Source organism: Actinomadura sp. 9N407 (assembly GCF_044326315.1).
Taxonomy (GTDB): domain Bacteria; phylum Actinomycetota; class Actinomycetes; order Streptosporangiales; family Streptosporangiaceae; genus Spirillospora.
The window spans coordinates 114,249-137,638 of sequence record NZ_JBIRAW010000020.1 but is presented as its reverse complement, the minus strand read 5'-3'; the positions used below and the strand labels follow the sequence as shown (position 1 = coordinate 137,638).

Sequence of the window (23,390 nt, the reverse complement as noted above, 5' to 3'; positions counted from 1 at the left end):
GCGTCCGGATGGTGGACACGGTGCGCAGCGCTTCGCCGCAGAGCGGTAACGTTGTGAACAGCATGAACGGGCCAGCACAGCGCACGCTACTCATAACGCTCACCGGCCGCGATCGCCCCGGGGTGACCTCGCGCCTTTTCCGGACACTCTCCGAGTTCGACCTCGCGGTCGCCGACGTGGAGCAGGTCGTCATCCGCGGCCGGCTCGTGCTCGGCGTCCTCGTCGCGTACACCGAGGGCACCGACATCGGCCAGGTCTGGACCGTCGCGGAACGGGTCGCGAACGATCTCGACATGGAGATCGAGATGTCCACCGGCCGCGACAAGAACCTGCCCCGGCACCGCGGCCGGCTGCACGTGACCGTCCTCGGCGCCCCGCTCCGGCCGGCCGCCATGGCCGGGATCGCGGGCCGGATCGCCGCCGGCGGCGCCAACATCGACCGCATCGAACGGCTCGCGCACTACCCCGTGACCTGCATCGAGATGGACGTCTCGGGTGCCGATCCGGAGTCGCTGCGGGCCGGGCTGGCGATCGAGGCGGCCGAGCGGCAGGTCGATGTGGCCGTCCAGCACGGCGGGCTGCACCGGCGCGCCAAGCGGCTGATCGTGATGGACGTCGACTCCACCCTGATCCAGGGCGAGGTGATCGAGCTGCTCGCCCGGCACGCCGGCTGCCTGGACGAGGTCGCCAAGGTCACCGAGGCCGCGATGCGCGGCGAGCTCGACTTCGAGGGCTCGCTGCGCGAACGGGTCGCGCTGCTGGCGGGCCTGGACGCCTCAGCCATCGACGACGTGCGCGGCAAGGTCGAACTGGCCGCCGGCGCCCGCACGATGGTGCGCACCCTCAAGCGGCTCGACTACAAGTTCGCGATCGTCAGCGGCGGGTTCACGCAGGTGACCGACGCCCTGGTCGATGATCTGGGGATCGACTACTCGGCCGCCAACACGCTGGAGATCGAGAACGGCAAGCTCACCGGCCGGGTCGTCGGGCCGGTGCTCGACCGGGCCGGCAAGGCGACCGCGCTGGCCAGGTTCGCCCGCGAGGCGGGGATCCCGATCAGCCAGACGGTCGCGATCGGAGACGGCGCCAACGACCTCGACATGCTCCAGGCGGCCGGGCTCGGCATCGCCTACAACGCCAAGCCGGTGGTCCGGCAGGCCGCCGACACCGCGGTGAACGTCCCGTACCTCGACACGATCCTGTTCCTGCTCGGCATCTCCCGCGACGAGGTCGAGGCCGCCGACGCCGCCGACGCGGCGGGTTAGTCAAAGACGAGTTGATCAAAGAACCGGTCACGGTGCTTGTGCGAGCGCGGCATCGCTTCGCGCTGTGTTTCCAAAGGCTCAGGCGCTCGCCTAGCGGCTCGCACCTGCCCGTTCCTTGTGCGAGCGCTGCATCGCTTCGCGATCTGGCCGCGTGAGGCTCGCCTTCGGCTTCGCCCCACGCGGCCAGGTAACGCGCTCGCGCGGTGGCTGAGACACCTTGGTGACAGCTCCTGGGCCACACTGGCATCCGGCTTCCCGCCAGATCGATCCGGGACTATCAGACCCGTCCGTTCCGGGTAGTAGTCGATCATCGGAACGGGCGGGGGGCTGATCGAGCGGTGCTGGAACGGCTGCGCGAGGCGTATGCCCCGGTAGAGGGGAGGGTCGCGCCCTTCTACGGGCTCGCCGCCTCCCTCGCGATGACCATCCCGCTGTTCGTGGGCTCGCTGACGGGACACGCCACGCAGGGCTCGATCATCGCCCTGGGCGCCTATCTCGTCGCGCTACGGGCGCCTGAAGGCCCGTACGGCGCGCGCGCCCGCAACCTCGCCAGCGCCATCCTGGTCGTCACTCTGGGCGCGATGCTCGGCGGCAACCTGGCCAGCCACCCGTGGCTCTCGGTCGCCATCGTCCCGCTGGTCGTGGGGCTCGGTACCGCGGTGCCCTGGATCGGCCCCACCGCCGGGCTGGCCGTACTGCTGACCGCCATCCGCCCCGACGGCGACGTGGTCTACAACGGCCTTCTGGAACTGGTCGGCGGCCTGCTGGCCGGTGCCCTGCTGCTGGCCCCCTGGCCCGTACGGCGGCTCCGGCCGCTGCGTTCCACGCTGGCCGAGGCGGCGGCGGCCGTCGCCGCGGCCCTGGACGCCGTCGCCGAGGACATCGGCCGCCCGGACGCGAGCGTTCTGAACGCCGTCGAGCTGACCGACCCGGGCCTGGCCGAGGTCACCCGCAAGCCGGACTGGGAGGAGAGCCGCCGGGCCGCCTCGCAGGCCCTCACGGCCGCGCGCGCGACGTACGACTTCTACCGGTCCGGCCGCAACCGCAAGGAGCCCACCCGCCCGGAACGGCTGATCGACTCGCTCAGCAGGATCTTCCAGGAGACGGTCGCGCTGCGCTCGGTCATCGAGGCCGCCCGCCGCCGCCCGCCCGACCGCGCGTGGGAGGAGGAGGGCCGGGTCGCGATCTCGGCGCTCGCGGCCCGCGTCCGGCTGATCTCCGGTGCGGTCGGCAAGACCGGCACGTCACCGCTGGGCACCGCCGACTCCGCGGCGCTCCGCCGGCTCGGCCGCAAGGGCGAGGAGATCCGCCGGGCCGGGCTCGCCGGTGACGAGGACCTGGTCGCCGTCGCGCTGCTCGCCCAGATCCGGCGCTCGGTGGAACGGATCGCGGGCAGCATCGACGCCGCCCGCCGGATCGCGGCCGGCGGGGTCCGGATCGGCTTCGGCCCGCCGCGCCTGATCGCGTACGACACGCCCGGCCCGGCCACCACCTGGGGACGGCTGGGCCGGGCGCTGCGCTACCGGACGCCCGGCTTCCGGCAGTTCAGCAGGGTCGTCCTCATCGCCCTGCTCGCCATGGCCCTGGCCGCCGCGCTGAAGATGCCGCACGGGCACTGGATGACGATCACCGCCATGATGAGCCTGCGCGGCACGTACGGCGAGACCGTCAACCGCGTCGTCCAGCGCGTCGGCGGTACGGCGATCGGCTCCGCCATAGCCGCCGTCCTGCTCACCCTCACCCCGGGCCAGACGACCACGGCCGTCATCATCTTCTGCATCGGCCTGGTGGGCTTCGCCCTGCGTTCGATCAACTTCACCTACTGGGCCCTGTTCGGAACGCCCCTCGCGATGATGCTGCTGGACTTCACGGTCCCCTCCGACTGGGTCGCCGCAGGAGAACGCATCGCGCTGACCCTCGCGGGCGGGCTCATCTCGTTCCTGGCGGTACGGCTCCTCTGGCCCTCAGGCCATGCCGAGCGCCTGCCCCGGCAACTGGGCCGGCTCCTGAGCGTCCACGCCGACCTCATCCGTACGACGGCCGCCGTTGTGGACGGCCGCCAGGAGCGGCTGCCGCTGGAGGAGCTCGCCACGGCCGAGGAGGAGGCCGAGTCCATCGCCGAGACCATCGTCCAACTCGGCCACGAGCGACTGCCCGATCTCGAACGCATCGACCTGCTGGGCTCCGTCGCCGACTCGGCCCACCGCATCCGCGACCACCTCATCGCGATCGGCCGCATGACCCGCGAGGAGGAGGTCGACGCCGGGCCGATACCCGAGATCCTCGACCGCCTGGCCGACAGCCTGGAGGAGGCCGCCGACGACCTGGAGGACCCCGAGCCCCCGGAGGACACCACGGACGCGCCGTCCCCCGCCGAACGCCTCGACGAGGAGTTCTCCGACCTCGACACCCACCTGTCGGCCCTCGCCCGCCGCCGCCGGGCCGAGATCAAGCAAGGCGTGAGCACGGACGAGTACACGCCCCTGCGCCACGCCCTTCTCCAGGTCTCGGGCACTCGTTACGCAGCCCGTTCTCTACGCGGCGACACCGAGACCCTCATCGAGAGCTCCCAGAAGGTGTTCAGCCCCTCTTAGCCCTGGGCTTTGGCGTCCTTGGGCGTCCGGGACGTGGAGAGCTCGCCCGTACCCGGCCATGCCTCGGCCCAGCCGCCCTCGATGCCGATGACAGCGAGCGCGCACGTGGGAAACGACTCCGGCGCGTTCCCGGTCAGGTCGTGGACCAGCTGGTGTACGGACGGGTTGTGCCCGATCAGCAGCAGCGTCCCCACCTCGTCCCCGCTCTCCCGTACGAGGGCCAGCAGGGTCTCGGGGTCGTTGTCATAGATCGAGTCCTCGAACCGGACCTCGCCGCCCGTGAACGCCAACTGTTCCAGCGTCTCCCGGGTCCGTACGGAGGTCGAGCACAGCACCAGTTCGGGCACGAGCCCCGCGTCACGGAGCCATTCCCCCGCCACCGCGGCATCGCGCCGTCCCCGGTCCGCGAGCGGCCGTTCGATGTCGGCCAGCCCGAGCCCTGCGATGGCCTTGGCATGGCGAAGCACGATGAGGGAAGCCATGCCCGTCACCCTAGCCCGCAGGCCACGGCGTCAGGGCGCTAGGCGCGACGTCAGGGCGCTAGGCCGGGCGGCCCGGGCCATGGCGTCAGGGCGCGACCAGGTAGCCGATCCCCCACAGCACCAGCATGACCCCCAGCATCGCGCCGAGGACAATGGCGAAACCCTTGGGCCCGGAAACCGTGGACTTCTCGCCGTCGCTCACAGCCATCTCTCCTACCGTTCACGATCCCTGCCCGCGCCCACAACCCGTCCGAACGCGGTTCCACTACAGCGTACGACCGCCTTGCGCCGACCCGTACACAACCCACACCTAAGCGCAGACCACCCGCTGGACCGCCGTGCCTGTACGACCTCAGCGACAAGCCTGCGGCATGCGAAAGGGGCCGGCGGGACGCCGGCCCCTTCCTAGGGTTGGTCAGGCCTTGTTCGCCGAGGTGGTCTCCTCAGGGTCCGGGGCGGCGGCCTCGGACGTGGCGGGCTCGCCGGCCTCCGTACCGGCTCCGGAGCCGACCGAACGCGGGGACCCGCCCGCACCGCTCCCGACGGCGGCGCCCGGCTCGCCGGACCCCTCCACCGGGGGCTGCGAGGCACCGGTCCCGATCGGGTCGGCGCGCCGCTTGGAGATCACGATCGCGAGGACGACCACGCCCACCGCGGCCACCGCGATGCCGATCCGCAGCGGGATGTTGCCCGCGTACGTCACGACGGCGTCCGCGATCAGCAGCGCCACCAGGTTCATCACCTTGATCAGCGGGTTGATCGACGGGCCCGCGGTGTCCTTGAACGGGTCGCCGACCGTGTCGCCGATCACCGTCGCCTCGTGCGCCGGGCTGCCCTTGCCGCCGAGGTGGCCCTCCTCGACCAGCTTCTTGGCGTTGTCCCAGGCACCACCGGAGTTGGAGAGGAAGACCGCCATCAGCACGCCGGCCGCGATCGCCCCGCCCAGGAACGCGCCCAGCGGCGCGTACCCGAACGCGAAGCCGACCGCGATCGGCGTCATGATCGCCAGCAGCCCCGGCGTGGCCAGCTCGCGCTGGGCGTCCCGGGTGCAGATGTCGACCACCCGGTCGTAGTCGGGCTTCTCGGTGTAGTCCATGATCCCGGGCTTGGTGCGGAACTGCTCGCGCACCTCGACGACCACCCGGCCGGCCGCCCGGCTGACCGCCATGATCGCCAGGCCGGAGAACAGGAACACCACCGAGGCACCGATGATCAGCCCGAGCAGCACGTCCGGGCTGTCGATCGAGAGGCTGAAGTTCGCGAACGGGCCGAGCGCGTCGCGCGCCGAGTCCGAGGCGTCCGACAGCGCTCCCACCACGGTCGTACGGAACGACCCGAACAGCGCCGTCGCGGCCAGCACCGCGGTCGCGATCGCGATCCCCTTGGTGATCGCCTTGGTGGTGTTGCCGACCGCGTCCAGCCGTTCCAGCACGGCGGCGCCCTCACCGGTGACGTCGCCGGACATCTCGGCGATGCCCTGGGCGTTGTCGGAGACGGGGCCGAAGGTGTCCATCGACACGATCACGCCGACGGTGGTGAGCAGCCCGGTGCCGGCCATGGCCACCGCGAACAGCGCGACCGTGGTGTTGCCGAACCCGAGCAGGAACGCCCCGTACACCGCCGCGCCGATGGTCAGCGCCGTGTAGACCGCCGACTCCAGGCCCAGCGAGATCCCGGCCAGGATGACCGTCGCCGGCCCGGTCCTGGCGCTGTCGGTGACCTCCCTGACCGGCTTGCGGTTGGTCTCGGTGAAGTAGCCCGTCAGCAGCTGGATGGCGCTGGCCAGCACGATGCCGATCAGGACCGCGCCGACCGCGATCAGCCGCGGGTCGGCGTCCATCCCGCGGATCGCCTGGTCGGTCACGCCCGACAGTTCGGCGAACGAGGACGGCAGGTAGGCGAACGCGGCGATCGCGACCAGTACCGCGGAGATCAGCGCCGACAGGAAGAAGCCCCGGTTGATCGCCGTCATTCCGGAACGGTCGCCGTCGCGGGGCGCCACGGCGAAGATCCCGATCACGGCGGTGATCACACCGATCATCGGCACGATCAGCGGGAAGACCAGTCCCTGCGTACCGAACGCGGCCGTACCGAGGATCAGGGCCGCGACCAGCATGACCGCGTACGACTCGAACAGGTCGGCCGCCATGCCGGCGCAGTCGCCGACGTTGTCGCCCACGTTGTCGGCGATCGTGGCGGCGTTGCGCGGATCGTCCTCGGGAATGCCCTTCTCGACCTTGCCCACCAGGTCGGCGCCCACATCCGCCGCCTTGGTGAAGATCCCGCCGCCGACTCGCATGAACATCGCCAGCAGCGCGGCGCCGAACCCGAAGCCCTCCAGGACCTTGGGGGCGTCCCCCTTGTAGGCCAGCACGACCACCGCGGCCCCGAAGAGCCCGAGGCCCACGGTGAACATCCCGGCCACGCCGCCCGTACGGAAGGCGATGCGCATCGCCTTCTTCTCGCCGGTCTTCCCCTCGCGGGCCGCCGCCGCGACGCGGACGTTGCCGCGTACCGCCAGCCACATGCCGGCGAACCCGGTGACGCCCGAGAACACCGCCCCGATGATGAAGAAGACCGACCGCCCGATCCGTTCGCTCGTGGAGTCGGCGGGGAGCAGCAGCAGGATCAGCGGGATCAGGATCACGAAGATCGCGACCGTGCGGAACTGGCGTTTGAGATACGCGCCGGCGCCCTCCTGGACGGCCTTCGCGATGTTCTGCATCTTCTCGGTGCCTTGACCCGCGGCGAGTACCTCGCGAACCAGGCCCGCGGCGACGACCAGTGCCAGCAGCGCGATCACTGCGACGACGACGACCAATGACAGGTCGCCGCCGCTGAGATCCACTTCTGTGCCGGCCGGGCTTGACAGGGAAAGCCCAGACATCCGTCCTCCTCGACAGGGGCGTTGCGATCTCGATCGCCTTTAGACGATCTTTACCGCGTACCCACGCGGGTGGCGCTTTAGACGCCCGCACGGCCACACGGGTGCGGGGAGTCTACGCAGCCTGGTGCCGAATGAGAAGACTCCCGACCGCGCGACGGGGACGGCATGGAAATGCGCTTCGCGCTACGTCCGAATTTGCCCTGAAAGCCACCGACTGTGACATCACCGCAGGTCGACCGGGGTGTACCGGGCCGCCCTCTTTGCGATCTTGAGCCATGAGAGAATTCGATCTTGAACCGGAGGGTCCACCGGGTAGCCCGATATAGGCAGACATGAATTCCCATTCCATTCAGCCCGAAATCGGAAGCCACCCCATGATCGACGCGAAGACGATCGCATAACTTCTCATCACACCTGCCACAAGAGCCCCTTTAGTCACACAAGTCACATCCGTTGTCTGCGGTAAGCGGCTGTCACGCCGTCCGCCCATGTAACCCACAGGCGTCCCGCATACCTCCGCAGACCCAGCGGAATCCCAAGCCTCAGCGGGCTCGCGGGCCGCACGGGGCTCTGAGCGCGACTGCCGAGACGAGGCGGTAAGTAAGGGAGTCGTAGACGCGAGGCGTCCAGCATCTGTCTCGCAGCGACCTCAGCCGCCGCGCGAGCGCGTGACAAAGGACGAAGGCCCCGCCAACGGCGGGGCCTTCGTCCTGTTCTCGGCTTGAAGCGCTGCTCAGCCGGCGACCTCGCCCTCGGCGGGCCAGCTCATCCGGATCTGCACGCCCTTCGGCGTGGACTCGATGTCCACGTCGTCGGCGAGCCCGGCGATGACGGCCAGGCCGAGCTCGGCCGTGGTCGCGTCCCACACATGCTCGATCTCGTCGTCAGGCGCACCCAGGTCGGGGACCCCGGTCGCGGTGCCGTCCTCGGGAACGGTGTCACTGACGATGACCTCGAACCGGCGGTTCGCACCGGTCAGCTCCAGCCGGACCGGCTCGTCGGGGCAGTGGTGGCGGTGTGCTTCCACGGCTCTGGAGCACGCTTCGCCCACCGCCAGCCGCACCTCGTCCAGCAGGGCCTCGGCGACACCGCTGCGGCGCGCCACAGCGGTGACGATCAGCCGGGCCGTACGGACGTGGACGGGCAGCGCACTGAAAGAGAGCTCAACGGTCGACATCTTCCGCGGGGCCGCTACTTTGCGCCCTTGCGCTTTTCCTCGGCCTCGGCGATCGAGTCATGGATGCCGAAGACCTTGGTCAGCCCGGTGATCCGGAAGATCTTGAGGATGCGCTCCTGGGTGCACACCAGCTCCAGGGAGCCGTCGTGCGCACGCACCCGCTTCAACCCGCCCACCAGGACGCCAAGTCCCGTCGAGTCGAGGAACTCGACCTTCTCCATGTCCACGAGAAGGTGGAACTTCCCCTTGTTGACCAGGTCGATGAGCTTCTCGCGAAGCTTCGGCGCCGTGTAGACGTCGATCTCGCCCTCCACGTTGATGACCGTCAGGCCATCGTCGGTGGTGTAGTCGTTCACCTTCAGGTCCACAGATCCTCCAGCGCCGTACAGCTCACATCGATCCCGCGGCCGCCGAACCTGAGTGTCGCCGACCCGGGGCTACGGGACTCCGCCCGTGATTCAACCACGCTCCGGCGCCCGGTACGCAGATAATCGCCCAGTCGGACGAAAGTTCGAGCCATCCCGTTTGACCTGGTGATCCGCCGGTCATGGCAGGGGGTACGCAGCCTCCGGCGCCGGGGCGTTCCCTGAGTTTTGCCCATGCTGGCAGACTGAAAACCTGATGGCCCTCCAAAGATCTTCTTCTCCGCTGGAACGGCTGCTCGCCGACCCTGCGCGCCGCGAGCGGATCACCCATGTGGAGAACGTTCCCGCGCGTCTCGGCCGGCGCTCGGAATGGCCGGACTGGGCCCCGCCGCTCCTGGTGGAACGCCTGGCGACGGCGGGGATCGAGGCCCCCTGGGAGCACCAGGCCATCGCCGCCGAGCATGCCCGCTCCGGCCGCTCTGTGATCATCGCCACAGGCACCGCGTCCGGGAAATCGCTGGCCTACCTGCTGCCTTCCATCGCCACGATCTATGACGACAAGGCGAGCCGCGAAGGCACCGTGCTCTATCTCTCCCCGACCAAGGCCCTCGCCGCCGACCAGCTCCGCGCCCTCCGCGCGCTGCGGCTGACCCGGTTGCGCGCGGCGACCTATGACGGCGACACGCCCCGAGACGAACGCGCGTGGGTACGGCAGCACGCCAACTACGTGCTGACCAACCCCGACATGCTGCACCGGTCCATCCTGCCGAGCCATGGGCGCTGGGGAGCGTTTCTCAGACGGCTGCAGTACGTGGTCATCGACGAGGCGCACGGCTACCGGGGCGTGTTCGGTTCCCACGTGGCACACGTGCTGCGCCGCCTCCGCCGCATCTGCGCCCGCTACGGCACGAAACCCACGTTCATTCTTGCCTCCGCCACCACTTCTGAGCCTGCCGCCACCGCGTCGCGTCTCACGGGCTTGGACGTGGTCGCGGTCAGCGATGACGCCTCCCCGAGAGGCCCGGCCACGTTCGCCCTATGGGAGCCACCCCTCACCGACCTACGCGGTGAGCAAGGTGCCCCGGTCCGCCGTACCGCAACGGCAGAAGCAGGCGACCTTCTGGCGGACCTTGTGGTCGAGGGTGTGCAGACCCTCACTTTCGTACGGTCCCGTCGCGGTGCGGAGTCGGTCGCCCTCAGCGCCAAGCGCGCGCTGCAGGAGGTGGATCCCAGGCTCGCCGACCAGGTCGCCGCCTACCGTGCCGGATACCTTCCGGAGGAACGCCGCGCCCTGGAAGAGGCCCTCCGCTCCCGGTCCCTCATAGGACTGGCCAGCACCAACGCCCTTGAGCTAGGCGTGGACGTCTCCGGCCTGGACGCCGTCGTCGTCTGCGGCTGGCCCGGTACCCGTGCGTCCCTCTGGCAGCAGGCGGGCCGCGCAGGCCGTTCAGGACAGGCGGCCCTCGCGGTCCTCGTCGCTAGGGACGACCCACTCGACACCTTCCTCGTCCACCACCCCGAGGCCATTTTCGGTACGCCGGTCGAAGCGACCGTCCTCGACCCGGACAACCCGTACGTCCTGGAGCCGCACCTATGCGCGGCGGCCTCCGAGCTCCCCCTGACAGAGAACGACATCGAACTCTTCGGTCCGGCCACGGCCGACCTGCTTCCCGACCTCGTACGCCGCGGGTTCCTGCGGCGGCGACCCACGGGCTGGTTCTGGACGCGCCGCGACAGAGCGACCGACCTCGCCGACATCCGCGGCGCCGGCGGGACCCCCATCCAGGTCGTGGAGACCGCGACGGGCCGCCTCCTGGGCACGGTGGACGAGGCCTCGGCCCACACCACCGTCCACGAGGGCGCCGTCTACATCCACCAGGGCGAGTCGTACCTCGTGCAGACGCTCGACCTCGACGACTCGGTCGCCCTGGTGGAGGCCGCCGACCCCGACTACTCCACGACCGCCCGCGACGTGACCGACATCGGGATCGTCGAGCGGCTCCGTTCCACCCCCTGGGGCGAGGCGACCCTCTCGTACGGAACGGTCGAGGTCACCCGGCAGGTCGTCGCGTACCAGATGCGCCGCACGCAGACCGGCGAGATGCTGGGCGAGAAGCCCCTGGACCTCCCGGCTCGTACCCTGCGCACGCGCGCCGTCTGGTGGACCCTCTCCGCGGAGCAGACCGACGGCCTCGGCGACCTCGACCTGGCCGGCTCCGCCCACGCCGCCGAACACGCCGCGATCGGCCTGCTGCCGCTCTTCGCCACCTGCGACCGCTGGGACATCGGCGGCGTCTCCACCGCCGTCCACCCGGACACCGGCCTTCTCACCGTCTTCGTGTACGACGGCCACGAGGGCGGAGCGGGATTCGCCGAACGCGGTTACGCGGACGCTCCCGAATGGCTCCGGGCGACCAGCGATGTCATCGCCGCATGCGAATGCGAATCCGGCTGCCCGTCCTGCATTCAGTCCCCGAAGTGCGGAAACGGCAACGATCCCTTGGACAAGCAGGGCGCCTTGGCGTTGCTGGCCGAACTCCTACGCCGAGCCCCCTCAGTTGGGGGATGAGGCGGGCGTGTGACCGCGCGCCTGGGCAAGCTCCCGCTGCAACTGGCGCTTCTCCATCTCCAGCGTCTGCATCGACTCTTCGTGCTCGTACCGAAGGTCGCGCAATTCCCGCCGGATGCCCACCGCCCGCTTGAACCCGAGCGTCGCGACGGTGACACCCGTCATGAACAGGATCGCGACCACGGCACCGGCCATGAAGACCTGCCATTGCTCCGTGACACCCGCGAGGTCGTCCCCGAAAAAGCTCAGCCGGGCCGTTCCGGTGTTGCCCGTGATGACGGCCGCGCCGGCCACGACGGCGGCGACCGCGAGCAGCAGCCCCAAAAAGATCATGCGGAGTGTCCCCTCTCCGAACTCCGGGCAATTCGGCAGATCATGGCTGGCAAGGGAGCCTAGACCCTCCCCAATTCAGAACGCCAGAGCCCCGGACGCTCCCCTCGCCCGCCGGCCAAGCCCAGCTCAGACCCGGTCACCGCCGTCTCGTCCGCCCGCCGCAATGGCCGGTAAAGCCAACGGTCGGCTAGGGCCGTTAGCCGATGCGACAGGGCCATCGGGGCGTTGGTCGGCGACGATCTACTTGCGGCGGCGTCCGCCGCGCGAGCCGTGACGGCCCTTCGGGTCGGCGACCGGCGCGCGGGACGCGTTCTCGCCCGGCTGGGTGAGCCGTACCTCGACACCGTCCCGGCTGCGCCCCAAGGTGGCGGGACGCCGTCGAACGGCGGCGTCGGCGGCGTCGCGCTCTCCAACGCGCTTCGCGCTCTCGGCCGCCTTCACATTCCCGGCGGCATTCGCACTGCCGACCTTCTTCGCGCCTCCGGCACCCTTCTTCGCCCCAGCGATATCAACAGGCGTTACCAACTCGCTCGTCTTGGCGACGGCCTCGGCCCGTGCGATCTGCTCGCGAGCCCGGCGAACCCGGGTGCGCCCGCTGCCACCGCGCGCCGCGCGAGCCGCCATGCCGAAACCGCTCACACCGTTCTGAGCCACGCGCAGGCGGCGCGTCCACGTCCCCAGATGGGCGGCGACGACCAGGAGCACCAGCGCGATGCCGACGCTCCTGCCCCACTGCAGGCTGTCGACCGTGGCGGCGTTCTCGGCCTTGGGCGCGACCTGGTTGGCCACCTCGGGCGTCGGGTAGGCGAAGCCCTGCGTGGCACCGTCCGGCTGGACCGAAGGCAGCGTGACGGGCGACTGGTTGTTGAACGGGGTCAGCGGAGCCGTCCCGCTGGGCGGAGCCGTCCCTGGGAGGGACGAGCCACCCGAAGGCGTCGAGGGGCTTCCGAACGAGGCACTCGCCGACGCGATACCGGAGGAGACCGAGCCACCGAGGCCGTTGGGACGCTGGGCGCGCACCTTGACCGGAACCGTCCCGCTCGCCGACGCCGGCACGGCGAAGGTGGCCTTGCAACTCGTACCCGAGCACAGCGAGCCCGCCGAGCCGCTCTTGGATCCGGCCGAGCCGGCACTCACCGTGTACCCGGAGATGTCGTCCTCAAGGCCGAGGTTCCATCGGACCACCAGGCTTCGACCCGATGCCTTCGCCGACACCCCGCTGGGCTCCGCCGGCGGAATCCGCACCGTGAACGTACTGGAGGCACCGGCCCCGACCAGTCGCTTGACGTAGACCTTGTAGCGGCCATTGCGGCGAAGCGGGATGGAGGCCGTCATCTCGCCGCCGCCGCCCCGCTTGGTCAGGAACGTGTCGCCCGACCCCGGGATGTCGGCGCGCATCTCCCAATTCAGGGCGAAGTCGACCTGAGCCTTTGCGGTCACCGAGGAGCCACTGGTGATGACCGCGCCGTTCTTCGGCGTGATCACACTCGTCGCGGCCGCGCTCGCCGGCGCCGAGGCACCAAGGACCGGAAAGGCCATCGCAAGTGGTGCCGCCAGCAACAGTGCACCGGTCCTGCGAATCCTGGTCACGGCCTCAATCCCTTCATCGAACGCCTTGCCGCCGGCTCCTCACTCGCATATCCCGCCGGTGGGCTCGAGGGTGAGGTGGCCGTTCGCAACCGCCGTGTCGAGTGGTACCTGTGCGCTTACATCAGCGTAACGTACCACTGGGTAGCACAAGTCACAGGATGACGACAAAGAGGCAGAGATCCTCCGGCGTTTCACTTTCTGCGACAGCTATTGACACTGCGTACAACGGACTGCGAAAGGTCAGGGTACGCCCTCGGGCCCCACAGGACCAGCCCTCGCGCGAGAAACCACCTCCAGCCCTGACGCCTCGTACGGCACCCGCAATGGCACCGTGACCCTGACGTCGGCGATCCCGTGCCGCACCGAACACCCTGACAGGTATCCCCCCGAACCCGCCACGGCCTTCGCCGCGACCCGGCACGCCACCTCCGTCCCCTCCACGGCCCGAGCCGCCGCCGCGAGCGCCGCAAGATCCGCCGCAGCATCAGCCCTATGACGAGCCACCCGCGCCGCGCCCACCACCATCGCCGCGACACCCACCGCCCAGATGAGCGCCATGAAAGCCACCACCCACACAGTCCCGGCCCCCCGATCCCCTCTCATGCACCCGTGCCCCATCCGCTCCCGCTTCCTCGCACTGCTCCACGCCCCTCGGACCGCCCCCTCAGACCGTCCTCTCCGTCCGCCAGAAGCCTCAGGAATCCACCCTCCAGAAGCCTCAGGAAGCAGGGCTCAGCGGACCTACGCCCCAAGGCTCCCGCCCCTAGGGAGGTCTATGGGCTCCTTCGGCGGCTCCAGGCTCCGTGAGCGCGGTGGCCTGAGCGCCAACGACGAGCGGAAGCAGTTCAGCGCCCCCTGGAGGTCCGACCGGAACGCTGATCTCGACGTGCGACGTGTGCGCATCGCGACGCACGTCCACGGCCGCTCCGGCCGGGAGGGCGCGCGTGACCATGGCACGGACCGCCGGTATCGCCTCGCCTCGAGCCGCGGCCCTCGCGCCGCTCCGGGCCGCGTCCGTACAGGCGAGCTGGACGGACGCGGCGGTGATGCCCCACATCGCGAGCGCGGTGACCAGTACGAGGGCCGGTAGCGCCACAGCGATCTCCGCGGTGACCATCCCGCGATCCCCACGGCATCGTGCTCTCACTACGCTTGCCGCATCGCGCGCTTGATGATCGACACAAGAAGGTCCTGGACCTCCGAACTGGTGACGATCTTCAGTAGCAGGCCGGCGAACGCCGTAGCGGCGATCATGCCGACCGCGTATTCGGCCGTGGACATTCCCGAGTCTCGCGCGGCACTCCGCCACCGTCGTACCGCGGTCGCCATGGAACGCATGCCCGTCCCCCTCGAATCACGGACGCCGGATCGCGTCCCAAATCAAGGCTCCGGGTCAGGCGAACACCACACCAGGTGAACGCCGTTCTGTGGATAAACCCGCATCACAACCCAACCCCCAGGCCACCTCGCCCAGGCCGACCCACGAATAGTCGCCTGCGCAGGGGATTACATCGAAGACCCGTTCATGGCAGGTCCAACCCATTGCGCGGTGACACCTGCTCTCGCTGAGCGTGACCACGCAGGCCGCCCGACGAAGCCGCGCCAACCTCATGTGAAGTCGGTGTCGAAACTCGGCGGCAAGAAACGACGCCGTTCAGGGAAGGAGCGCCAACACAACGGATGCCGAAGTGGCAGTGCCTCCTTCGGGAAGGTACGGGCTGAGGCGCTCACCCCCGCAGGCGGCCGGTCACCAAGGCAGAAGGATCGTCGAGGCGATCGAGGCGATGGCGGGAACGACACCGAGGAGAACGAACGCCGGCAGAAAGCATGCGCCGAGGGGCGCGAGCGACATGATGCCCGCGGTACGGGCTCGCGCGGCGGCGGCGGTTCGAGCGGTGCGCCGCTGATCGCGCGCCAGCCGGGACAGGGGCCCGGCGGGTGGGGCACCACTTTGGACGGCCCGGATGGCTGTACGGCTGAGAGGCGCGAGTGCGGGTTCGCCGGCAAGGGCGGACCAGGCCGCTTCGGGGTCGGCGCCGAGGCGGATCTGCACGGCGACTCCGTTCAATTCCTCACCGAGCGGGCCACCGACCGCACTGGCTACCGCCTCCACGGCCTCACTCCATGGCGTACCGCCGCGCAGGCATGCGGCGAGCAGGTCGACCGCAAGAGGCAGATCCGCGATCAGCCGCGCACGTCGGCGCCGTCGTTCTGCCTGGCCGAGCCGTCCGAAGCAGCGATGAACCACCACCCCGGCCACGATCCCGACCACCGCACCCATGGTCCCGCCCACCGCTGCCGCGCTGGCCAACGCGACCAGGACCACCGTGGTGCGACGGAGCACATTCTCTCGCCGCTGAGTCTCCTGGCCGTCGGAGTGTGCCGAGCGTGGTGTGGTTCGGATCGAGGCCATGAGTGGATGGGACGATCCGCGTCCTGAGCCGGTACGAAACAACGCGCCGCTTCTGTCGGCCCCACCCCACCGGCTGGCGCTGAGCTTCGACTTCGGTGTGTTCGGGGCCAGTTGGCGTGTGAGTCTTTGATCGCCCGGAGGAACGCCACGCGGCCAGAGAAAACCACACGCAGCACCGCACAGAACGATCGCGACCCACAGCATGCGCGCCTCCCTGAGCACTGTCGAAGGGACGGCTCGGCTCAATCCGTCCCAGCCTCATCGCCAGCCCACGACGCCCGTCGTCACAGCTGACTTCACGGTTGGCCGCCGGCCTCCGAAGGAGTAGCCCAACCGCGAGAGTCGACGACCAGCTTCCGTGCGCTTCGTTCCAGTACGGCTGCACCGTTCACAGCGGGCCGATGAAGAGCCTGGGGCAGAGCTCCGCGCCGGTCGGCACGGGCTCATCGGGGCTCCGCCGCGCTGTGAGCCAGCCGTCGTGTCCACCAGAGGCCTGCAACATTGAGGCCGATGCCGCTCAGGAGACAACCGAGGCCAGGAAGGGTGCCGAAGAGAAAGGCGAGAGGATCAGCGCCTAGTGCCACCGCCATCCCCAGGCCCAGCAGCGGCAGACCGGCGAGCAGCCGAGCCGTCGCACGAGGGCCGGCCAGTTGCGTGGCGATCTCTTGGCGCTGGGCTTCCTCGTCCCGCAGGGCAGCGACCAAACCGTCCAGGACCGTGGCGAGGGTGCCGCCTCGCTCCGCACCGATCCGCCAGCATGCTGCGAGGAGGCGAAGCCCCTCTGCTCCTTGTTGAAGGGCCAGTTCTTCTAGCCGATCGACCGGTGACTCATAGGACGCGGGTGTCTGGCGTACAAGCGTGCTTACGGCAGGTGGGTTCGAGCGGCCTGGCCGAGCATGCATCAGATCAGTACCCGCTCGTCGCCGTGTCAGGTCAGGGTCTGTCGGCGAGGTACCGGCCATCGGTGAATGGAGCAATCGCTCGGCGATGTACGGATCGAGGAGTGCGGCGGTGATGGCAAAAGCCTCGTCCGGTGTCCGCCCGGCCGCGAGTTCGGAAGCCATCCCATCGCACAGCTCGATGACTCCTTCACGCCATCGTTGCCGTATCCGCCGCCGCTCACGAATCGTTTCCATCCGAGCGAGCACGGGCAGCAGTAGCCGCTCCGCCAAGCCTTGCCCGTCCGCGTGCTCCTGGACGAGCAATCCGCTCAAGCGACGCTGCGCAGTCGCAGGCCGCGCGAGCAACCAGACGAACGCAGCGGCACAGCATGCCGCCAGACCTACGAGCTCGACCATGCGTCAACACCCCCCTTGCCCACCGACACCTGCAGTGAATGACTGTGGCCCTCGTACCGCCCTGGCCGAGGGCAGCTTCGCCGCTCCCAGAACTGCGCCCCCGACCGGAGACCGGATGTGCCGCTCTCAGACTCGTGGTCCCGGCTCGGTCGGGGCGGTCGGGGCGGTCGGGTCATGGAGGGGTCCAGTGGTTGGTCAGGCGGGCGGCCAGGGCGTCAGCGCCTGGGGCTTTCATTACGTCGCCGGTTGCTGTGAACGAGATGGCGGGGGCTGCGGCGATGAGGCCGTCGGGGGCGCGTTCCAGCAGGCGGATCTCGGCTATGCGGCGTCGGCCGCCGTCGGGGTCGCGAACGAGGTGGATCACGATGTCGAGGGCCGCCGCCAGCTGGCTGTGGACGGCTTCACGGCTGAGGCCGGCGGCGCATGCCAGGGCTTCGAGGCGGGCCGGGACGTCGGCTGCGGTGTTGGCGTGGAGGGTGCCGCAGCCGCCCTCGTGGCCGGTGTTGAGGGCGTTCAGGAGGTGAAGCACTTCGGGGCCTCGGACTTCGCCTACGACCAGGCGGTCGGGGCGCATGCGCAGGGCTTGGCGTACGAGGTCTTGCAGGGTGACACCGCCGGCGGCCTCGACGTTGGGCGGGCGGGCCTCCAGCCGTACGACGTGGGGATGATCGGGGCTCAGTTCGGCCGAGTCCTCCACCAGGACGAGCCGTTCGGCCGGGGCGGCGATCGTCAGCAGGGAGCTCAGCAGGGTCGTCTTGCCCGTGCCGGTGCCGCCTGTGACGAGGAACGCGGCTCGGGAGGCGACCACGGCCGCTAAGAGGTCGGCGCCGGCGGGTGGGATCGCGCGGGCGGCCACCAGTTCGTCGAGTGTGAAGGCGCGCCGGCGGGGGAGGCGGAAGGACAGGCAGGTGCCGTTCGGGGCGATGGGGGGCAGTACGGCGTGCAGGCGGATGCCGCCCGGGAGGCGGGCGTCGGCGTACGGGGACGCGTCGTCCAGCCGGCGGCCTGCGGTGGCGGTGAGCCGTTGGGCGAGGCGGCGCAGTGTCGCTTCGTCTGGGAACCGCGTCGGGGAACGGACCAGGCCCGCGCCGGAGTCGATCCAGACCTCGTCGGGGCCGTTGACGAGGACGTCGGTGACGTCCGGGGAACGCAGCAGCGGCTCCAGGGGACCGGCACCCACGAATTCGGCGCGTAATTCGTCGGCGATGGTCAGCACCTCCCGGTCGCCCAAGAGGCGTTCCTCCGCGCGCAGGGCGGCGGCGACGCGGCCTGTGGTGGGCGCGCCGCCCGAGTTGGCGAGGCGGCCGCGTACGGCGTCAGTGAGGTTCATGCGGCGGCCTGTTCGTACGGCTGGACGTTGAGCGAGGCGAGGAGCCGGGCGCAGAAGTCGGCCAGCGAGCCGCGGCGGAGGGAGCGTACGAGCTCACCGGTCTCCAGGGCGCCGGGCAGCTTCCGCTCTCGGTCGAGGACACCGGCCAGGGGGAGGTCGAGTGCCTCGGCCATCAGCTCGGGGGTGACGCCGCCTGTGGTGGGGCCGCGGACCACGAGGCGCATGTCGCGGGCGTCGTCGCGCAGTGCGGACACCAGTCCGTCGGCCGCCATCGTCGCGCGTACCTCGGCCGGCACCAGGACGAGCGTGGTCTCGGCCAGGTGGAGGACGGAGCGGCCGATCTCTCCCTGGTAGCGGGGCACGTCGGCGATCACCAGGTCGAAGGCGCGCACGGCGGCGTCGAGGAGGGAGGCGGTCGCCTCGCGGACGACGGTGGTCGGGGCGCCCCGGTGCCAGGAGAGGACGGAGAGGTCGCCCAGGCGGGGCAGCGCCTCGTAGAGGTTGGCCGCGCTGAGGCGGCCGTGCCGCTCGGCGAAATGCGGCCAGCGCGCTCCCTGCTGCTCCTCGAGGCCCAGGACGAGGTCGAGTCCTCCGCCGATCGGGTCGCCGTCGACGAGCAGCGTGCGCAGGCCGCCGCCGGCCGCCGTGAGGCCGAGGGCGGCGGACAGGACGCTGGCGCCGGCGCCGCCCGTGGCGCCGAGCACGCAGACCGTGGTGCCCCAGCCCTCGGCCGGTTCGGCGGCGGCGGCCAGGGCGTCGATGAGCCAGGTCTCGTCGTCCGGGAGCCGGACGACGTCCTGTGCGCCGATCTCGACGGCCCGGCGGTAGTGGTCGGTGGTGTCGCCGGGCGCGGCCACCACGGCCACGCCCGGGCGCCGGTCGGGCGTGTCCGAGGCGATCGCCTCGGCGAGGTCGCCGCCGACGAGGATGAGCGACGGCCAGTGCCAGTTCCGCCGCGCGTGCTCGGCCTCGTGGACGAGCTCGATCTCGACGTCCGCGGCGGCCGCCAGCCGCAGCAGCTCATCGGTGATCGAAGGGTCGTCGGTCGCGATCATGGCCGCGATGGTCATCGTGCCTCCCGCCGTCTGGAAGCACCACCATGCGCGGAACGCCGAGAGGGCCGGAAGGGGATTCCGGAACTGTGGATAACTCGCCCCGGCAGGCGACGATCACCCGGCGATTCCGGTATCCGGGCGCCGCCCCCGGAAACGAGGCGGTCGGGTGGCGGGGCTGTCGCGCCACCACCCGACCGCGCTACGTCTGGGCGACCCCCGCCGGGGGGGGGATAGCGGGGGTCGCCGAACGGTCCGGCTCCGGGGGGGTAGAGCCGGCCCGTTTCCCAAGAAAGACTCGGGGGGAGATCGCACTAAGCCGGGCGCCAGTTTGATCTATAGGAGAGGCAAAGTCACTGTCTCCAGTGTAGGCAGATACAACATATGCTGCCTGATCGCCGAGACTTCCGTCGAGCGGCGAAGTCGCCTGGCAGGTCACGTTTTTTCTCACCTGGTGAACAGGATCCCACCCGGGGAGTGACGCGACGCCGCAGGCCCTTCGCCACCCCGCCGGAGAACCAGCGGGAAAGCCGTGGGCGAGGTTGGGAGCGTACCGGAGATCTAAAGATCATTCCGGCACGGGACGAGATCGCCGACATAAAGAATCGATCACACTGCGTGATCGATTCTGGGATGTGCCGGGGATGCTCCGGTATCTCCCGAATGGTATGCCGCGGTGGCGGGCGTCCGGACGGGGCGGGCGGGCTTTGCCACGGCCCCTTTACTTATCGGGGCTTGTCAACTGGGCATATGAGGCGTAGACAGGAGTTACGGACCAAGTGTCCGAGCACGGCAGCCAGGTACCCACGCGCGACCAGCCGCGGGAGGCGCGTAGCGACGGGCTTGTCCCGGTCCTACGAATTTGAGGCGCACGCTTGGTAACCCGGTGTGACGTGACTGGCGACGGCGTCCCATACGAGGGGCGCCGTTCGCTATGCCCGGGCACTGCCGGTCACATTCCCGCATCACAACGGACCCCGCGAGGTCACGACGGCGTGGCGCCGCCTGCGTGCTTACCTTTTGGAAAGGACGAAGTCGCGGCCGCCGTAGGCGACCCTGGCCCTCAGCCGCGGAGCAGCGCTTCGCAGATGGCCTGGGAGTCGCGGGCAGCGGCGGCGGCCGCGTCGGCACAGTGGCGGATCCAAGTGGAGACGCCATCCGGGTCACCGGACGCGTAGGCGCGCAGGGCGCTGACGTAGCCGCCGGCGAGTTCGGCGTGGCCGACCTCTGGTGCGGTCAGGGACTTGGGGTCCAGTCCGCGAGCGACCAGTGTGAGGCGTTCGGCGGCACGGGCCACGATGCCGTCGCCCCAGCCGAACGGGCGCAGGGTCAGCAGCTCGCCGTGCACGATGGCCGCGACGACGATGGCGGGGGCCTTGGTCGGGCCGGTGAGCAGGCCGCTCAGCATGTCCAGGCGGCGCGCCACCTCCGCCGTTGACGGAGGGTCGCCCAAGCCCAGGACGTCCTTGACCGCTTGGTCGGAACGGGGACGGCCCAGTTCTTCGCTGTCGACGGCGTCCGCGGCGACCAGTACATGGAGGCGGGCCAGGACCTGGCGAGGGGCCTGCCGCCAGGTCTCCGCCAGGGAGCCGAGCTCCGCGGAGACCCGCAGGGCTCCCTGGACGATCGGATCCGCTGGATTCTCCGTGGTGCGCAGCTCTTCCAGAGTGACCGAGGCGCCTTCCAGCACGGCGGTGGCGCGCGCGCCCCGCAACGCGGATTCGGTGGAGACTTCGGCGCTGCGCCGGCGGAGGATGCGGTGGCCCAGAAGCCGGTCCACGGCGGTACGGGCATCCGCCACCGCCTCGGCCACTCCGGGCAGATTCGCTACTTGGAGAAGGGCGTCGGTCACGCGCCCGACCCTATGCGGTCGCCCGTGTTCGCTTGCCACCGGGCCGGGAACGCTCACCGTCTAGCATCCAAAGCGCCGGGTGCCTTGTGAGTTGGCAACTTCCCTGGTGAAGTGGGCTCACCGGGCGCCTTCCTCTCGCAAGCAAGGAGTATGCGTTGAGTCAGAGCAAGGAAACACTGTCGAACCTGCTGCAGGAGACCCGGCGCTTCCCACCTCCCGCCGACCTCGCGGCGTCCGCGAACGTCAAGGCCGACGCGTACGAGGAGGCCGCCGCGGACAGGCCCGCCTTCTGGGCGCGGCAGGCGGAACGGCTGTCCTGGGCCAAGCCCTGGGACGAGGTGCTCGACTGGAGCAACCCGCCGTTCGCCAAATGGTTCGTCGGCGGCGAACTGAACGTGGCGTACAACTGCGTGGACCGTCATGTGGAGGCCGGTAAGGGCGCCAAGGTCGCCTTCCATTGGGAAGGCGAGCCCGGCGACGGCCGAACCATCACCTACGCCGATCTGCAGCGCGAGGTGAACAAGACGGCGAACGCTCTGCTGGAGCTGGGCGTGCGCAAGGGCGACCGGGTCGCCATCTACCTTCCGATGATTCCGGAGCTGCCGATCTCGATGCTCGCGTGCGCGCGCATCGGGGCGACCCACTCGGTGGTGTTCGGCGGCTTCTCCGCGGACGCGCTCAAGACCCGCATCAACGACGCCGAGGCCAAGGTGGTCGTCACCGCGGACGGCGGTTACCGCAAGGGAAAGCCGTCGGACCTGAAGTCGATCGTGGACGAGGCCGTCGAGGGCACCCCGTCGATCGACCACGTGGTGGTCGTCCGCCGTACCGGCGGAGAGGTCGTCACCCATGAGCGCGACGTGTGGTGGGACGACCTGGTGGAGCGGCAGAGCGAGGAGCACAAGGCGGAGGCGCACGACGCCGAGCACCCGCTGTACATCCTCTACACGTCCGGTACGACGGGTAACCCCAAGGGCATCCTGCACACCACGGGTGGATACCTCACCCAAGTGGCGTACACCCACCACGCGGTGTTCGACCTGAAGCCCGAGGACGACGTCTACTGGTGCTCGGCCGACATCGGCTGGGTGACCGGGCACTCGTACATCGTGTACGGGCCGCTCGCCAACGGCGCGACCAGCGTCCTGTACGAGGGCACCCCCGACACCCCGCACAAGGGCCGCTGGTGGGAGGTCATCCAGAAGTACAAGGTGTCCATCTTCTACACCGCCCCCACCGCGATCCGTACCTGCATGAAGTGGGGCGACGAGTTCCCGGCGGAGTTCGACCTGTCGTCGCTGCGCGTTCTCGGCAGTGTGGGCGAGCCCATCAACCCCGAGGCGTACGTCTGGTACCGCGAGAACATCGGCGGCGGCCGTGCCCCGGTGGTGGACACGTGGTGGCAGACCGAGACCGGCGGCATCATGATCAGCCCGCTGCCGGGCGTGACGGAGGGCAAGCCCGGGGCGGCGATGCGGTCGCTGCCGGGGATCGTGGCGGACGTGGTGGACGACCAAGGGCAGTCGGTACCGGACGGTGGCGGCGGCTTCCTGGTGGTCAAGGAGCCGTGGCCGGGCATGCTGCGCACCATCTGGGGCGACGACGAGCGCTACGTCAAGACCTACTGGTCGCGCTTCAAGGGGCTGTACTTCGCCGGTGACGGGGCGAAGAAGGACGCCGACGGCGATCTGTGGCTGCTCGGCCGGGTCGACGACGTCATGCTGGTGTCGGGCCACAACATCTCCACCACTGAGGTGGAGTCGGCGCTGGTGTCGCACCCGAAGGTGGCCGAGGCGGCCGTGGTGGGCGCGACCGACCCGGTGACGGGGCAGGCCATCGTGTCGTTCGTGATCCCGCGCGGCGGCGCGGGGGGCGTGGAGGGCGAGGACTTCCTCAAGGAGTTGCGCGAGCACGTCTCCAAGACGCTCGGCCCGATCGCCAAGCCGCGCCAGATCATGATCGTTCCGGAGCTGCCCAAGACCCGGTCCGGCAAGATCATGCGGCGGCTGCTGCGCGATGTGGCGGAGAACCGCAGCATCGGGGACGTCACCACGCTGGCCGACAGCACGGTGATGGATCTCATCTCGGCGAAGCTGCCCAGCGCCAAATCCGAGTAGCCCGAGGGCTGAGGCGGGATTTCACGGAACGAGAACGGGTATCGGACGGCCGTCCTGGGGGGCGGC

Annotated in this window: 19 protein-coding genes; 4 read left to right on the top strand and 15 right to left on the bottom strand. The window is 69.9% G+C overall.

Going from position 1 to position 23,390, the window contains the following annotated elements; genetic code table 11:
* The first annotated feature begins 62 nt into the window (after positions 1–62).
* Both serB and ACH34Q_RS28565 read left to right on the top strand, forming a co-directional pair.
* Positions 63–1,265 (top strand): phosphoserine phosphatase SerB, encoded by a 1,203-nt coding sequence (serB, locus tag ACH34Q_RS28570; protein WP_395986163.1) that lies wholly within the window; start codon positions 63–65, stop codon positions 1,263–1,265.
* Positions 1,266–1,603: 338 nt separating this feature from the next.
* Positions 1,604–3,859 (top strand): FUSC family protein, encoded by a 2,256-nt coding sequence (locus tag ACH34Q_RS28565; protein ID WP_395986162.1) that lies wholly within the window; start codon positions 1,604–1,606, stop codon positions 3,857–3,859.
* Here the strand turns inward: ACH34Q_RS28565 and ACH34Q_RS28560 are convergent.
* The 5 genes from ACH34Q_RS28560 to ACH34Q_RS28540 all read right to left on the bottom strand — a co-directional run bounded on the left by ACH34Q_RS28560 (position 3,856) and on the right by ACH34Q_RS28540 (position 8,773).
* Positions 3,856–4,341 carry a SixA phosphatase family protein gene (locus ACH34Q_RS28560; RefSeq protein ID WP_395986161.1) on the bottom strand — a complete coding sequence of 162 codons (486 nt, stop codon included), beginning with the start codon at positions 4,339–4,341 and terminating at the stop codon, positions 3,856–3,858. The genes ACH34Q_RS28565 and ACH34Q_RS28560 overlap by 4 nt on opposite strands.
* Before the next feature lie 85 nt (positions 4,342–4,426).
* The gene (locus ACH34Q_RS28555) at positions 4,427–4,549 is read right to left on the bottom strand and encodes a hypothetical protein (protein WP_395986160.1); all 123 of its coding nucleotides are present in this window, start codon (positions 4,547–4,549) and stop codon (positions 4,427–4,429) included.
* Between the two features lie 207 nt (positions 4,550–4,756).
* Entirely contained in the window at positions 4,757–7,228 is a 2,472-nt protein-coding gene (locus ACH34Q_RS28550; RefSeq protein WP_395986159.1) for a sodium-translocating pyrophosphatase, read from the bottom strand.
* 733 nt (positions 7,229–7,961) lie between these two features.
* A complete protein-coding gene (locus ACH34Q_RS28545; RefSeq protein ID WP_395986158.1) occupies positions 7,962–8,405 on the bottom strand; it encodes an ATP-binding protein in 444 nt (147 codons plus the stop codon).
* 14 nt (positions 8,406–8,419) lie between these two features.
* Positions 8,420–8,773 (bottom strand): STAS domain-containing protein, encoded by a 354-nt coding sequence (locus ACH34Q_RS28540; protein WP_021597910.1) that lies wholly within the window; start codon positions 8,771–8,773, stop codon positions 8,420–8,422.
* Positions 8,774–9,026: 253 nt separating this feature from the next.
* Here ACH34Q_RS28540 and ACH34Q_RS28535 point away from each other — a divergent pair, with 253 nt between their 5' ends.
* The gene (locus tag ACH34Q_RS28535) at positions 9,027–11,339 is read left to right on the top strand and encodes a DEAD/DEAH box helicase (RefSeq protein WP_395986157.1); all 2,313 of its coding nucleotides are present in this window, start codon (positions 9,027–9,029) and stop codon (positions 11,337–11,339) included.
* Here the strand turns inward: ACH34Q_RS28535 and ACH34Q_RS28530 are convergent.
* The 10 genes from ACH34Q_RS28530 to ACH34Q_RS28485 form a co-directional block, all read right to left on the bottom strand.
* Positions 11,325–11,672, bottom strand: a complete 348-nt coding sequence (locus ACH34Q_RS28530) for a hypothetical protein (protein WP_395986156.1) — start codon at positions 11,670–11,672, stop codon at positions 11,325–11,327. The two genes, ACH34Q_RS28535 and ACH34Q_RS28530, sit on opposite strands and share 15 nt — an antisense overlap.
* A gap of 240 nt (positions 11,673–11,912) precedes the next feature.
* Positions 11,913–13,112: a hypothetical protein gene (locus ACH34Q_RS28525; protein WP_395986155.1), complete on the bottom strand. Its 1,200-nt coding sequence runs from the start codon at positions 13,110–13,112 to the stop codon at positions 11,913–11,915.
* A 390-nt stretch (positions 13,113–13,502) separates the two neighbouring features.
* Positions 13,503–13,865, bottom strand: a complete 363-nt coding sequence (locus ACH34Q_RS28520; protein WP_395986154.1) for an Rv3654c family TadE-like protein — start codon at positions 13,863–13,865, stop codon at positions 13,503–13,505.
* Positions 13,866–14,025: 160 nt separating this feature from the next.
* A complete protein-coding gene (locus ACH34Q_RS28515) occupies positions 14,026–14,379 on the bottom strand; it encodes a TadE family type IV pilus minor pilin (protein WP_395986153.1) in 354 nt (117 codons plus the stop codon).
* A gap of 29 nt (positions 14,380–14,408) precedes the next feature.
* The gene (locus ACH34Q_RS28510) at positions 14,409–14,591 is read right to left on the bottom strand and encodes a DUF4244 domain-containing protein (protein ID WP_395986200.1); all 183 of its coding nucleotides are present in this window, start codon (positions 14,589–14,591) and stop codon (positions 14,409–14,411) included.
* Between the two features lie 418 nt (positions 14,592–15,009).
* Positions 15,010–15,675, bottom strand: a complete 666-nt coding sequence (locus tag ACH34Q_RS28505) for a type II secretion system F family protein (protein WP_395986152.1) — start codon at positions 15,673–15,675, stop codon at positions 15,010–15,012.
* 443 nt (positions 15,676–16,118) lie between these two features.
* On the bottom strand, positions 16,119–16,973 hold the full coding sequence (locus tag ACH34Q_RS28500; RefSeq protein ID WP_395986151.1) for a type II secretion system F family protein: 855 nt from the start codon (positions 16,971–16,973) through the stop codon (positions 16,119–16,121).
* 172 nt (positions 16,974–17,145) lie between these two features.
* Positions 17,146–18,303, bottom strand: a complete 1,158-nt coding sequence (locus tag ACH34Q_RS28495; RefSeq protein WP_395986150.1) for a TadA family conjugal transfer-associated ATPase — start codon at positions 18,301–18,303, stop codon at positions 17,146–17,148.
* Complete coding sequence (gene ssd, locus ACH34Q_RS28490; RefSeq protein WP_395986149.1) at positions 18,300–19,373, bottom strand: septum site-determining protein Ssd; 1,074 nt, start codon at positions 19,371–19,373, stop codon at positions 18,300–18,302. Before ssd ends, ACH34Q_RS28495 begins: the two co-directional genes overlap by 4 nt.
* A gap of 1,045 nt (positions 19,374–20,418) precedes the next feature.
* On the bottom strand, positions 20,419–21,207 hold the full coding sequence (locus tag ACH34Q_RS28485) for a Fic family protein (RefSeq protein WP_395986148.1): 789 nt from the start codon (positions 21,205–21,207) through the stop codon (positions 20,419–20,421).
* A 155-nt stretch (positions 21,208–21,362) separates the two neighbouring features.
* On the opposite strand from ACH34Q_RS28485, the gene acs reads away from it, so the two are divergent.
* Complete coding sequence (acs, locus tag ACH34Q_RS28480; RefSeq protein WP_395986147.1) at positions 21,363–23,324, top strand: acetate--CoA ligase; 1,962 nt, start codon at positions 21,363–21,365, stop codon at positions 23,322–23,324.
* Positions 23,325–23,390: the final 66 nt, after the last annotated feature.

Excerpts from the sequence above, each read along its gene's own strand:
- ACH34Q_RS28555 (WP_395986160.1), bottom strand. The coding sequence starts at position 4,549 with ATGGCTGTGAGCGACGGCGAGAAGTCCACGGTTTCCGGGCCCAAGGGT.
- serB (WP_395986163.1), top strand. The coding sequence starts at position 63 with ATGAACGGGCCAGCACAGCGCACGCTACTCATAACGCTCACCGGCCGC.
- ACH34Q_RS28560 (WP_395986161.1), bottom strand. The coding sequence starts at position 4,341 with ATGGCTTCCCTCATCGTGCTTCGCCATGCCAAGGCCATCGCAGGGCTC.
- ACH34Q_RS28500 (WP_395986151.1), bottom strand. The coding sequence starts at position 16,973 with ATGGTCGAGCTCGTAGGTCTGGCGGCATGCTGTGCCGCTGCGTTCGTC.
- ACH34Q_RS28505 (WP_395986152.1), bottom strand. The coding sequence starts at position 15,675 with ATGGCCTCGATCCGAACCACACCACGCTCGGCACACTCCGACGGCCAG.
- ssd (WP_395986149.1), bottom strand. The coding sequence starts at position 19,373 with ATGACCATCGCGGCCATGATCGCGACCGACGACCCTTCGATCACCGAT.
- ACH34Q_RS28550 (WP_395986159.1), bottom strand. The coding sequence starts at position 7,228 with ATGTCTGGGCTTTCCCTGTCAAGCCCGGCCGGCACAGAAGTGGATCTC.
- ACH34Q_RS28545 (WP_395986158.1), bottom strand. The coding sequence starts at position 8,405 with ATGTCGACCGTTGAGCTCTCTTTCAGTGCGCTGCCCGTCCACGTCCGT.
- ACH34Q_RS28530 (WP_395986156.1), bottom strand. The coding sequence starts at position 11,672 with ATGATCTTTTTGGGGCTGCTGCTCGCGGTCGCCGCCGTCGTGGCCGGC.
- ACH34Q_RS28535 (WP_395986157.1), top strand. The coding sequence starts at position 9,027 with ATGGCCCTCCAAAGATCTTCTTCTCCGCTGGAACGGCTGCTCGCCGAC.
- ACH34Q_RS28495 (WP_395986150.1), bottom strand. The coding sequence starts at position 18,303 with ATGAACCTCACTGACGCCGTACGCGGCCGCCTCGCCAACTCGGGCGGC.
- ACH34Q_RS28520 (WP_395986154.1), bottom strand. The coding sequence starts at position 13,865 with ATGAGAGGGGATCGGGGGGCCGGGACTGTGTGGGTGGTGGCTTTCATG.
- ACH34Q_RS28515 (WP_395986153.1), bottom strand. The coding sequence starts at position 14,379 with ATGGTCACCGCGGAGATCGCTGTGGCGCTACCGGCCCTCGTACTGGTC.
- ACH34Q_RS28510 (WP_395986200.1), bottom strand. The coding sequence starts at position 14,591 with ATGGCGACCGCGGTACGACGGTGGCGGAGTGCCGCGCGAGACTCGGGA.